The 12116-nt window shown below is 68.3% G+C and carries 12 protein-coding genes; all 12 read left to right on the forward strand.

Annotation, left to right across the window (positions count from 1 at the left end; all coding sequences use genetic code 11):
• Window positions 1-261 precede the first annotated feature (261 nt).
• The 12 genes from D7W81_RS01235 (at window position 262) to D7W81_RS01290 (ending at window position 12041) form a co-directional block, all read left to right on the forward strand.
• The gene (locus D7W81_RS01235) at window positions 262-1968 is read left to right on the forward strand and encodes a 30S ribosomal protein S1 (protein ID WP_120553470.1); all 1707 of its coding nucleotides are present in this window, start codon (window positions 262-264) and stop codon (window positions 1966-1968) included.
• Window positions 1969-2113: 145 nt separating this feature from the next.
• Window positions 2114-3295, forward strand: coding sequence for a thiolase family protein (locus D7W81_RS01240; protein WP_120553458.1), 1182 nt, complete (start codon window positions 2114-2116; stop codon window positions 3293-3295).
• A gap of 14 nt (window positions 3296-3309) precedes the next feature.
• Complete coding sequence (locus D7W81_RS01245; protein WP_120553459.1) at window positions 3310-4011, forward strand: CoA transferase subunit A; 702 nt, start codon at window positions 3310-3312, stop codon at window positions 4009-4011.
• Window positions 4012-4014: 3 nt separating this feature from the next.
• Window positions 4015-4677: a CoA transferase subunit B gene (locus D7W81_RS01250; protein ID WP_120529113.1), complete on the forward strand. Its 663-nt coding sequence runs from the start codon at window positions 4015-4017 to the stop codon at window positions 4675-4677.
• A gap of 74 nt (window positions 4678-4751) precedes the next feature.
• The gene (locus D7W81_RS01255) at window positions 4752-5144 is read left to right on the forward strand and encodes a TIGR02266 family protein (protein WP_120553460.1); all 393 of its coding nucleotides are present in this window, start codon (window positions 4752-4754) and stop codon (window positions 5142-5144) included.
• Between the two features lie 39 nt (window positions 5145-5183).
• Entirely contained in the window at window positions 5184-6479 is a 1296-nt protein-coding gene (locus D7W81_RS01260) for a class I SAM-dependent RNA methyltransferase (RefSeq protein ID WP_120553461.1), read from the forward strand.
• A gap of 6 nt (window positions 6480-6485) precedes the next feature.
• The gene (locus D7W81_RS01265) at window positions 6486-7883 is read left to right on the forward strand and encodes a VWA domain-containing protein (protein WP_120553462.1); all 1398 of its coding nucleotides are present in this window, start codon (window positions 6486-6488) and stop codon (window positions 7881-7883) included.
• 28 nt (window positions 7884-7911) lie between these two features.
• Window positions 7912-8427, forward strand: a complete 516-nt coding sequence (locus D7W81_RS01270; protein WP_120553463.1) for a hypothetical protein — start codon at window positions 7912-7914, stop codon at window positions 8425-8427.
• 73 nt (window positions 8428-8500) lie between these two features.
• On the forward strand, window positions 8501-9886 hold the full coding sequence (gene miaB / locus D7W81_RS01275; protein ID WP_120553464.1) for a tRNA (N6-isopentenyl adenosine(37)-C2)-methylthiotransferase MiaB: 1386 nt from the start codon (window positions 8501-8503) through the stop codon (window positions 9884-9886).
• Between the two features lie 36 nt (window positions 9887-9922).
• On the forward strand, window positions 9923-10438 hold the full coding sequence (locus tag D7W81_RS01280; RefSeq protein WP_120553465.1) for a gamma carbonic anhydrase family protein: 516 nt from the start codon (window positions 9923-9925) through the stop codon (window positions 10436-10438).
• Window positions 10439-10470: 32 nt separating this feature from the next.
• Complete coding sequence (locus D7W81_RS01285) at window positions 10471-10941, forward strand: cyclic nucleotide-binding domain-containing protein (protein ID WP_120553466.1); 471 nt, start codon at window positions 10471-10473, stop codon at window positions 10939-10941.
• A 305-nt stretch (window positions 10942-11246) separates the two neighbouring features.
• Complete coding sequence (locus D7W81_RS01290; protein ID WP_120553467.1) at window positions 11247-12041, forward strand: DedA family protein; 795 nt, start codon at window positions 11247-11249, stop codon at window positions 12039-12041.
• Window positions 12042-12116: the final 75 nt, after the last annotated feature.

A 12116-nucleotide genomic window follows, 5' to 3' on the forward strand; every position in this document is an offset into this window, starting at 1 on the left:
GTCCCACATAGGGCGGGCGGGCAGGGGGGCCCCGGCAGGCACCAGAGGTGCGGCGCCGCCCGGGTGTTCATAGAACACGGATCACCACTTGGCGCTGTGCCCCGCTTGACTCCCGGAAACTCAGGTGTCTAGGGTGCGCGGCTTCCAACCAGCCTTGCGTCCCTGTTCGAGGGACAATCGCGGTTTCCCGTCGCTCCCCGCAGGCGGCCGCGCACCCATCTCAACAGGGGGCAGTTGTACCGTTCCAAGGACTTCCACTTCATGCAGCAGAACGTGAACCAGCAGATCGACGGCGGTGACGAAGACTTCGCGGCGATGTTCGAGGCCTCGCTCAAGGAGCGTGGCGGCGACGGAATCCTGAAGGAAGGCGAGATCGTCAAGGGCACGGTCGTGCAGGTGACGAAGGATTTCGCGATCGTGGACATCGGCTACAAGTCCGAGGGTCAGGTCCCGATCTCCGAGTTCACCAATCCCCGCGGGGAAGTCACGGTCAAGGCCGGCGACCCCGTCGAGGTCCTCCTGGAGAGCCGTGAGAACGACACCGGCATGGTCGTCCTCTCCAAGGAGAAGGCCGACAAGATGCGCATCTGGGACGAGATCTCCGCCGCTTGCGAGCGTGATGAGATCGTCAAGGGCACCATCGTCGGACGCGTGAAGGGCGGCCTCTCCGTCGACATCGGCGTGAAGGCGTTCCTCCCCGGCTCCCAGGTCGACATCCGCCCTGTGCGCAACCTTGACCAGTACATCTCGAAGGAATTCGAGTTCAAGGTCATCAAGTTCAACAAGAAGCGCGGCAACATCGTCCTCTCTCGCCGCGTGCTGCTGGAGAAGCAGCGCGAGGAGATGAAGAAGGAGACCCTCAAGAACCTCAAGGAGGGTGCGGTCCTCAAGGGCGTGGTCAAGAACCTCACGGACTACGGCGCCTTCATCGACCTCGGCGGCATCGACGGTCTGCTCCACATCACCGACATGTCCTGGGGCCGCATCGGTCACCCCAGCGAGATGTTCAACGTCGGTGACGAAGTGCGCGTCGTCGTCCTCAAGTTCGACCCCACGCAGGAGCGCGTCAGCCTGGGCCTCAAGCAGATCCAGGAGGACCCGTGGCACCGCGCCGACGAGAAGTACCCCGTCGGCACCCGCGTCGCCGGCAAGGTCGTGTCCATCACGGACTACGGCGCGTTCATCGAGATCGAGCAGGGCGTGGAGGGCCTGGTGCACGTGTCCGAGATGTCCTGGACCAAGCGCCTCAAGCACCCGTCCAAGATCCTGGAGGTCGGCCAGACGGTGGAGGCCGTCGTCCTCGACATCGATCCGAAGGCCAAGCGCATCGCGCTGGGCATGAAGCAGATCGAGCAGAACCCCTGGACGCTGCTCGAGGACAAGTACCCGATCGGCTCCGTCATCAAGGGCCAGATCCGCAACGTCACCGACTTCGGCGTGTTCGTCGGCGTCGAGGAGGGCGTGGACGGCCTGGTGCACGTGTCCGACATCTCCTGGACCCAGCGCATCAAGCACCCGGGCGAGATGTTCAAGAAGGGCGACGAGGTCGAGGCGGTGGTCCTCAACATCGACGTCGAGAACGAGCGCTTCAGCCTGGGCATCAAGCAGCTCCAGCCGGACCCCTGGGAGACGCTGTCCGAGCGCCTGCCCGTGGGCAGCCGCGTGAAGGGCAAGGTCACCAAGGTCACCGACTTCGGCGCGTTCGTGGAGATCGAGCCGGGCATCGAGGGCCTCGTCCACGTCTCCGAGCTGAAGGAAGAGCGCGTGGAGAACCCCCGCGACGTGGTGAGCGAGGGCCAGGATGTCGAGGTGAAGCTCATCGACATCAACACCCCCGACCGCAAGGTGGCGCTGTCCATCAAGGCGCTCATCGGCGAGGGCGAGGACTACCGCGAGTACCTGCGCAAGCAGGCCGAGGGGTCCAAGGCCCGCCTGGGCGACGTCATGGCCTCCAAGCTGAAGAAGTAATCAGCCCAACGTCCTGACGTGAATAGCGGCCGGGTTCCCCAGCGGGAGCCCGGCCGTTTCCATTTGATTCGCCCGAAACCGGCGGTGATAAGTCGCATCCAAGCTTTCCCGGCAGCTTTCGGTTCCCTCTCAAGGAGACAGTTCCATGGCTCGTGAAGTCGTCATCGTGGGCGCGGCCCGTACCCCCATCGGCTCCTTCCAGGGAGCGCTGTCCAAGCTCACCGCCCCCCAGCTGGGCGCCATCGCCATCAAGGCGGCGCTCGAGCGCGCGGGAGTGAAGCCGGAGGCCGTGCAGGAGGTCATCATGGGCAACGTCCTCCAGGCCGGCGTGGGCCAGGCGCCTGCCCGTCAGGCGGCCATCTTCGCGGGCATCCCGGAGTCCGTGCCGGCCGTCACCCTCAACAAGGTCTGTGGCTCCGGCCTGAAGACGGTCATCGCCGCGGCGCAGTCCATCGCCCTGGGTGACGCGGACGTCGTCGTCGCGGGCGGCATGGAGTCCATGTCCAACGCGCCCTACATCAGCCACACCATGCGCGGCGGCTCGCGCATGGGGAACGTGGAGTTCAAGGACGCGATGATCCACGACGGCCTCTGGGACGTGTACGACAACGTCCACATGGGCATCTGCGCGGAGGCCTGTGCCACCACGCAGGACATCAGCCGCGCGCAGCAGGACGAGTTCGCGCTGGAGTCCACGCGCCGCGCCATCCAGGCCCAGAAGGAAGGCCTGTTCGCCGCGGAGATCGTCCCCGTGCAGATTCCCGGCAAGAAGCCGGATGAGTTCACCACCGTCTCCGAGGACGAGGGCCCCAAGAACGCCAAGCCGGACAAGATCCCGGGCCTCAAGCCCGTGTTCAAGAAGGACGGCACCGTGACGGCCGCCAACGCGTCCTCCATCAACGACGGCGCCGCGGCGCTGGTGCTGATGAGCGAGGAGCGGGCGAAGGCGGAGGGCCGCACCATCCTGGGCCGCATCAAGGGCTACGCGCAGGCCGCCCGCAAGCCGGTGGAGTTCACCATCGCGCCGGCGGACGCCATCAACACGCTGCTCAAGAAGCAGAGCATCACCGCCAAGGACGTGGACCTCTGGGAGATCAACGAGGCCTTCTCCGTGGTGTCCATCGCCAACAACCGCATCCTCGGCCTGGAGCCGTCCAAGGTGAACGTGCGCGGCGGCGCGGTGGTGCTCGGCCACCCGATTGGCGCGTCCGGCGCTCGCGTGCTCGTCACGCTGCTCCAGACGATGAAGGACCAGGACAAGAAGCGCGGCGTGGCGTCGCTCTGCATCGGCGGCGGCGAAGGCATCGCGCTGATGGTCGAGCGCTAAAGGACACGGCCCGCATGAACAAGGTCTACTCGAGCGCGGATGAGGCGGTCGCCGACATCCCGGACAACATCACCCTCATGAGTGGTGGGTTCGGGCTGTGCGGCAACCCCGAGAACCTCATCACGGCCCTCCACAAGAAGAACGTGAAGGGCCTCACCATCATCTCCAACAACTGCGGCACCACGGAGCTGGGGCTGGGCGTCCTCCTGCAGAACAAGCAGGTGAAGAAGATGGTCGCCAGCTACGTGGGGGAGAACAAGGAGTTCGAGCGGCAGTTCCTCTCCGGCGAGCTGGAGGTGGAGTTGAACCCGCAGGGCACGCTCGCGGAGCGCATCCGCGCCGGGGGCTGCGGCATCGGCGGGTTCTTCACGCCGACGGGCGCGGGCACCCAGGTGGCCGAGGGCAAGGAGTCGCGCATCATCGACGGGCGGCTGCACGTGCTGGAGACGCCGCTGAAGGCCGACTTCGCCATCATCCACGCGTGGAAGGCGGACACCTGGGGCAACCTGGTGTTCCACAAGACGGCCCGGAACTTCTCTCCCATGATGTGCATGGCCGCCAAGGTCACCATCGTGGAGGCGGAGCACATCGTGCAGCCGGGGGAGCTGGACCCGGACCAGGTGCACATCCCGAGCATCTTCGTGCACCGGCTGGTGCAGGCGAAGAACCTCCACAAGTGGATTGAGCGGCGGACCGTCCGCAAGAAGGCGTCCTGAGCCATGCCCCTGACTCGTGAACAGATCGCGCAGCGCATCGCCCAGGAGCTCAAGGACGGCTTCTACGTCAACCTGGGCATCGGCATCCCCACGCTCGTGCCCAACTACATCCCGCCCGGGGTGGAGGTGGTGCTCCAGTCGGAGAACGGCCTGCTCGGCATCGGGCCCTACCCGGACGAGGGGAGCGAGGACCCGGACCTCATCAACGCGGGCAAGGAGACGGTGACGGTGGTGAAGGGCTCCGCCTTCTTCGACTCCGCGCTGTCCTTCGGGATGATCCGCGGCGGCCACATCGACCTGGCCGTGCTGGGCGCCATGGAGGTCAGCGAAGAGGGTGACCTGGCCAACTGGATGATCCCCGGCAAGATGGTGAAGGGCATGGGCGGCGCCATGGACCTGGCCGTGGGTGCCAAGCGCATCTACGTGGCCATGGAGCACGCCAACAAGGACGGGCAGCCGAAGATCTTGAAGAAGTGCTCGCTGCCGCTGACGGGCCTCAAGTGCGTGCACCACATCGTCACGGACCACGCGTTCATCGACGTCACGCCCGAAGGCCTGGTCCTCCGGGAGCTGGCGCCCGGACTGACGGTGGAACGGGTGCAGCAGCTCACCGAGCCGAAGCTGAAGATCGCGCCCGACCTGCGCGAGATGAAGTTCCAGGCCTGAAGTAGGGTGCTAGGGTGCGCTTCCGTCTCTCCGAGTGAGACGGAAGCCCCCTCTCCCGGAGAACGGAGCACCTCATGGCCGACACTTCGGAGAAGCCCGTCCCCGCGCCTCGTGCGCACCGCATCGACCATGAGCTGCCCGTGGCGTACCGCACGGTGTCGGGCTTCGTGACGGACTGGGCGGTGAACCTGTCGCGCGGCGGGCTCTACATCAACACGCAGCAGCCCCTGCCGGTGGGCACGGTGGTGCGCCTGCTGGTGTCGCTGCCGGGGGCCAGCTTCCCGGTGGACCTGTCGGGGAAGGTGACCCGCACCAACGCCCAGGGGACCCCGGGCTCCGAGGTGCCGGGGATGGCGGTGGAGTTCCTGGACGTTGACGACGAGAAGCGGTCGCGCATCGAAGCGTTCGTGGAGCGCCTGCGGGAAGCCCTGCCGGCGGACGAGCGTGGCAGTGCGACCCGGAAGTAGCGCGGCCCCACCCAGGCCGCCCCCGCGAGTGCGCCTGCGATGACGACGCTGCCCGAAGCCCCCATTGAACTGACGATTGAACGGCTGGGCCAGCTCGGGGAGGGCGTGGCCTCATGGGAGGGGCGCACCGTCTTCGTCCCCGGCGCGTTCCCCGGCGATACCGTGCGCGTCCACCTGGAAGTCCAGGGGAAGGTGCTGCGCGGCCTCCTGGGCCAGGTGCTGACGGACGGCGCGGAGCGCGTGGTGTCGCGCTGCGTGTACTCCGACGCGTGCGGCGGTTGTGACTGGCTGGAGCTGTCAGTGCCCGCGCAGCGGTCCGCGAAGCAGGAGATCGTCCTGTCCACGCTGGAGCACCTGGGGCGCCTGAAGCGCTCGGACTTCGCCGTGCGGCCGTTGATGGTGGCGCCTCGGGACTGGGGCTACCGTCGCCGCGCGGTGCTGCACGGGGTGGGGAAGGGAGCGCTCGGTTACTTCGGCCGGCGCACGCATGAGCGCATCCCGGTGGACGTCTGCCCCGCGCTCACGCCCGTGCTCATGGCGCTGCCCGGGAAGCTGCCCCCGCTGCTCAAGCCGCTGGCCAAGGACACCGAGGAGGTGCTGCTGCTGGCCGAGGGCGACAAGGCCGCGTTCGCGGTGAACCTGAGCGGCCCGGTGACGGCGCGGCACCTGGAGGCGGCGGAGGCCGCGGTGCGCGCGCTGCGGCTGGAGGGCGCGGTGCTGGTGCCGAAGGAGGGCTCGGCGCGGCTGATTGGCCGGCCGGTGCTGCGCTCGCTGTCCCCGCTGCGCCCCGAGGTGCCGGTGTACCTGCGGCCGGATGCGTTCGCCCAGGCGCACGCGGAGGCCAACGTGGGGCTCGTCACCGCGGCCCTGTACGAGTTGGGCGCGAAGGAGACGGACTCCGTGCTGGAGCTGTACTCCGGCAACGGCAACTTCACGTTCCCCCTGGCCGGCACGGCCGGGCCGGTGCTGGGCGTGGAGTCGTCCCCGGTGGGCGTGGAGCTGGCGCAGCGGAGTGCTCGCGAGGGTGGGGTGGCCAACGTGCGCTTCATCCAGGGTGACGCGCGCAAGGTGTGCGACGGGCTGGTGGCGGAGGGGCGTTCGTTCGACCTGTGCCTCGCGGATCCGCCGCGCGCCGGGGCTCCGGGCCTGGCGAAGTGGATGCGTGCGTTGAACGTGCGGCGGGTCGTGTACGTGGCGTGCGACCCGGCCTCGCTGGCGCGCGACGCGGCGGGGCTGGTGGAGGCCGGTTACAAGCCCGTGGCGCTCCAGGTGGTGGACATGTTCCCGCAGACGCACCACGTGGAAGCGGTGATGTCCTTCGAACGGGGAGCCTGACGCGCCATGGACGCCCGCATCGTCGAGTTCGTCGAAGTGCTCCGCCAGAACGGCGTCCGCGTCAGCACGTCCGAGGTGCAGGACGCCCTGCGCGCCACCGCCGAGGTGGGCGTGCAGGACCGGGCGCTGTTCCGCTCCGTGCTGCGCACCACGCTGGTGAAGCGCGAACTGGACGTGGAGACGTTCCGCCGCGCGTTCGACTTCTTCTTCTCCGGCGCGGCCAGCACGTTCGAGGCCATCGACGCATCGCTGGCGAAGCAGCTGGAGGAAGAGGGCTACCTGGAAGGCGACCTGCTGAAGATGGTCATCTACCAGATGAACCTCCTGGCCCCGGAGATGTCCCCGCTGGCGCAGGCCCTCCTCGCGGGGGACCGCGCGCGGCTGGCGCAGATCTTCCGGCAGGCGTCGCTCCAGCTGGACCTGGGGCAGCTGGAGAGCCCGCTGCAGACGGGGTTCTTCACGCGGCGGCTGCTCGCGGGCGCGGGCATGGAGCGGGCGCGCTCCGACTTGAAGTCGCTGGAGGACGAGCTCAAGGCGCGCGGGCTGCAAACCGAGGGTGTGGAGATCGTCTCGCGCCACGTGGCCGCGGCGATGCGCAAGATTGAAGAGGCCGCTCGCGCGGAGGTGAAGCGCCAGTCCGAGGCGCGCATCCGCCGCCGCACGGACTCCGTCACGGAGAAGCCGCTGCACCTGCTCACGCAGGCGGAGGTGGACCAGATGGAGGCCGCCGTCCGCACGATGGCGGAGAAGCTCAAGAGCCGGATGATCCGCAAGCAGCGCTCGCACCGCCGCGGGTCGCTCCACGCGCAGCGCACCCTGCGCCGGAACATGCCCTGGGACGGCGTGCCCATGGTGCCCGTGTTCCGCACCCGCAGGCCGGAGCGCCCGGAGCTGGTGGTGCTCTGCGACGTGTCCGACTCCGTGCGCAACGCGTCCCGGATGATGCTGCTGTTCATGCACACGCTCCAGTCGCTGTTCGTGCGCGTGCGCTCGTTCGTCTTCGTGTCCGACGTGGGGGAAGTGACGCAGTTCTTCAAGGACCTGGACGTGAGCGAGGCCATTGACGCGGCGACCGCCGGGCGCACCGTGTCCATGAGCGCGAACTCCAACTACGGCCGTGCGCTGGCGGACTTCACGCGCGACCACCTGGGCAGCATCACGCGCCGCACCACGGTGATGATCATTGGCGACGGCCGCAACAACTACAACGCGAGCAACGCCTGGGCCCTCAAGGACCTGAAGCGCAAGGCCAAGCGCGTGCTGTGGATCTGCCCCGAGGACCGGGGCAACTGGGGCATCGGCGACAGCGAGATGCTCACCTACGAGAAGCACTGCACCCAGGCCGTGGTCGTCACCTCCGTGTCGGACCTGGCCCGCATCGCGGAACAGCTCGTCCCCGTCTGAAAACCCGCTTTCAAAGCAGAGGAGCCCCATGGCCCCGTCCTTCTTCGACGACTACCAGGACGTCCCCAACGTGGAGACCGGTCCGGACTTCGACGCCGCCGACGACCGCACGCTGCGCATGGCGTCCCGGCCGGTGGACAAGGCGCTGCTCGACCAGCTGGTCCGCTACCAGGAGACCTTCCTGACGCACGTGGAGGCGGACGCCGGCCCGGAGGCCATGGCCCTCGCGGCGAAGGCGGCGCTGGAGACAAGCGGCCTGGACGTCAAGGCGGCGGAGTGGGGGAGCGCCGTGCTCCGCGCCTTCGGTGGGCGGCGGTGGACGGTGCAGCGGCTGCGCTCGAAGCTGACGGAGCTGGAGTCCCGCTCCGGCCCGGAGGTGGACGAGGTGAAGAAGCGCGTCCGAAACGAGCTGGTGAAGCAGGAGCGCGAGACGGACGCCCTGGGCCGGCGCTACGGGGTGGAGACGGTGGCCCTGCTCCGGGAGCGCGAGGCGGAGGTGGTGGCGCTGCACACCCGGCTCACCAAGGTGCTCAGCCGGGGATGACCTGGAGTGTCCGCCCGGTTGCATTCCGCGTCCGGGCGTCGCATAACGGCCCGTTTTCCTTCAAGGCCCACCCATGAAGCGCTACTTCATCCACACCTTCGGCTGTCAGATGAACGTCAACGACTCGCTCCGCATGAGCGAAGCGTTGTCGAAGATGTCCTACGTCCCCACGCCCGAGGCGGACAACGCGGACCTCATCATCCTCAACACCTGCTCCATCCGGGAGAAGGCCGAGGACAAGATGCTGTCCGCGCTGGGACGCTACCGCGCGGTGAAGGCCAGCCGCGGCGCCATCCTGGGCGTGGGCGGCTGCGTGGCCCAGCAGGAGAAGGACAAGCTGCTGAAGAAGGTGCCCTACCTGGACTTCGTCTTCGGCCCGGACAACATCGCGAAGCTGCCGGAGGTCATCGCCCGCGTGCAGGACGCCCGCGAGCGCGTGGTGGAGACGGCCTTCGTGGACTCCGAGGAGTACGTCTTCCCGCGCGCCGACGCGGAGACGTCCCGCGGCAAGGTGTCCGAGTTCGTCACGGTGATGAAGGGCTGCGACAACGTCTGCTCCTTCTGCATCGTCCCGCACACCCGTGGCCGCGAGGTGAGCCGCAACTTCCCGGAGGTGCTCAACGAGGTGGCGGACCTGGCGGGCGTGGGCGTGCGCGAAGTCACGCTCATTGGCCAGAACGTCAACTCGTACCAGGGCGGCATCAGCTTCGCGCAGCTGCTGCTGCGCACCGCGGAGGTGCCGGGCATCGAGCGCGTGCGCTTCACCACGAGCCACCCGCATGACCTGTCGGATGAGCTGATTGAGGCCTTCCGCGTGCAGCCGAAGATCGCCCCGCACTTCCATCTTCCCGTGCAGTGCGGCAGCGACCGCATCCTGAAGATGATGCGCCGCGACTACACCGTCGAGCAGTACATGGAGCGGCTGGAGAAGCTGCGCGCCGCGCGCCCCGGCATCGCCATCACCACGGACATCATCGTGGGCTTCCCCGGAGAGACCGAGGAAGAGTTCGAGATGACGCTCCAGCTCACCGAGCGGGTGAAGTACGACAACCAGTTCTCCTTCGTGTACAGCCCGCGCCCCAAGACGGGCGCCGCGCTGCGCGAGAAGGACTGGGGCCCCATCCCGCACGAGGTGAAGGTGGCCCGGCTGGAGCGGCTGCAGAAGGTCCAGCGGCGCATCAGCGGCGAGTACACCCAGTCGCAGGTGGGCCTGGATGTGGAGGTCCTGGTCGAGGGCCCCTCGCGCTACGACGCCACCAAGCGCTTTGGCCGCACGCCGGAGAACCGCACCGTGAACTTCGAGGGCGACGCTCCGGCGGGCTCCGTCGTGACGGTGCACGTGGAGCGCGCCACGCCCAACCAGCTCGCGGGCAAGCAGGTGGCCGTGCTGAAGGCCCCCACCGTGGCGCCGCTGCCGGTGGAGCTGCCCGTGCCGCTGCATGTCCCGGCGGAGGCCTGACGCTTCCGCCGTCGTTTCGCCGTCGGAGGTGCCACCATGCCGTTGAAGCCGTTTCGCGGGGTCTCCCCCCGCGTCCATCCGAGCTGCTTCATCGAGGACTCCGCCCAGGTGGTGGGCGACGTGGAGCTGGGCGAGGACTCGTCCATCTGGTTCAACTCCGTGCTGCGCGGGGACGTGAACTCCATCCGCATCGGCAAGCGCACCAACATCCAGGACCTCACCATGGTGCACGTCACCAGCCAGGGTGACTCCACGACGGTGGGCGACGACTGCACGGTGGGCCACCGGGTCATCCTCCACGGGTGCATCGTGGGCAACCGGGTGCTGGTGGGCATGGGCGCCATCCTGATGGACGGCGTGGAGGTGGGCGACGACTGCATCATCGGCGCCGGCACGCTGCTGACGCCTGGGACGAAGATTCCCCCGGGTTCGCTGGTGGTGGGCTCGCCCGGCAAGGTGAAGCGCCCCATCCACGACGGCGAGCGCGAGTTCCTGGTGCAGTCCGCCCTCCACTACGTGCACACCGCCGCCGAGCACCGCGCCAGCCGCTGACGCGGTCACGTTGTGCGTGTTAGGAACACCCCATGGCTCTCGTGCCCGAGACGACCCTGAAGGCCTGTCCGCTCTTCAAGGGCTTCACCGACACCGGCATCTCCATCTTCGCGGCGGCGGCCGTGTCGCGCGCCTTCCCCAAGGGGACGGCGCTGTTCACCGAGGGCAAGCCGGGGGACTCGCTCCTCATCGTGGGCGAGGGCACCGTGCGGCTGAGCGCCCGGAGCCCGTCGGGCGAGGACGTGCCCCTGGGGGAAGTCACCGTCGGCGAGCCCCTGGGCGAACTGGCGCTCGTGCAGAAGGGCGAGCGGCTGTGCTCCGCCACGGCTCAGACGGACGTGATGGCGCTGGAGATCCGCGCGGCGGACTTCCAGAAGCTGCTCGCGGCGAAGCCGCAGGCCTGCATCAAGCTGCTGATGGGCATCGTCAGCCACTTCGGCGCGAAGGCCCGGGACAACCGGGACATGCTGCGCACGCTGGTGGCGCGGGCCCCGGGCACCTGACCGACTGTCGGACAGGCCGCGCGGGGCTCCTGCCGGAAGGCCAGAAGCGCAAAGGGCCCTGCCTCCCGCACCGCTGGTGGTTACTGTCCTCGCCTGGAGCCCCCCCGGGCTTCCAGGCTGTCGCACACCGTAGGTGTGGGTGGACAACAGGCCGAAGGCTTTCGTGATGGGTCTCGGGCGCTTGAGGTGGGAAGCTGGGCGGCCGGAGTTTTCAACTGCCATACCCGGTTGTTGGCTGGGTAATGGACGGGCCGGCCCGGGTGGTTGCCGAGCGGCCCTTCGGAAGCGATTGGACGGAACGACGCGTGGAAGAACTGCTTACCAACCTGCTCGGTGACTCCCAGGGCCTCTTCGCCTACCTGTCCGTGTTCTCCATCCTGGTGGCGTGCGGCCTGGGCGTACCGCTGCCCGAGGACATCTCGCTCATCCTGGGTGGGTTCCTGGCGCACAAGGGCGCGGCCGACCTGCCGGTGATGATGGCGGTGGGGTTCTTCGGCATCCTGGTGGGTGACAGCCTCATCTACCTGGCGGGGCGCCGGCTGGGCACACGGCTGGGGCGCGACCCGGGGGCGAAGGGTGGGGGGTTCTTCTCCAAGATCGTCACGCCGGAGAAGCGGGCGAAGGTGGAGTCGCTCTTCGTCACGCACGGCCAGAAGATCGTGATGATCGCCCGCTTCATGCCGGGCGTGCGCGCGGTGACGTACTTCACCGCGGGCTCTGTGCACATGTCCTACTGGCGCTTCATCTTCTGGGACGGGCTGGCGGCGCTCCTGTCCGCGCCGGTGTTCGTGTGGCTCGGGTTCCACTTCGGTGGAGAGCTGGACATGGTCATCCGCAAGCTGAAGGACGGCCAGGTCGTGGTGATGGGGACGCTGGCGGTGCTGGCGGTGGGCTACTTCCTGTACCGCCGCCGCAAGAACGCGAAGCTCAAGGCCGAGTCCGCCGCCAAGGTGCAGGCGGCGCAGGCAGCCCTGCCGTCCGTGCCGGAGACGCTGGACAACAGCGTGTCGCCGACGCGCGCGTCCAGCCCCAGCGCCTTCTTCGACGTGCCCGCCGACAAGGCGCCTCCGTCCGAGGCGGACCTGAACGCGCACAAGTAGCCGCCGCTCGCCGGTGACGTGGTTCACGGACCCCGCCCCCTCGAAGGAGGGAGCGGGGTTCTTCGTTGCGGGGCG

The sequence above is a fragment of the Corallococcus aberystwythensis genome, from assembly GCF_003612165.1.
GTDB lineage: Bacteria > Myxococcota > Myxococcia > Myxococcales > Myxococcaceae > Corallococcus > Corallococcus aberystwythensis.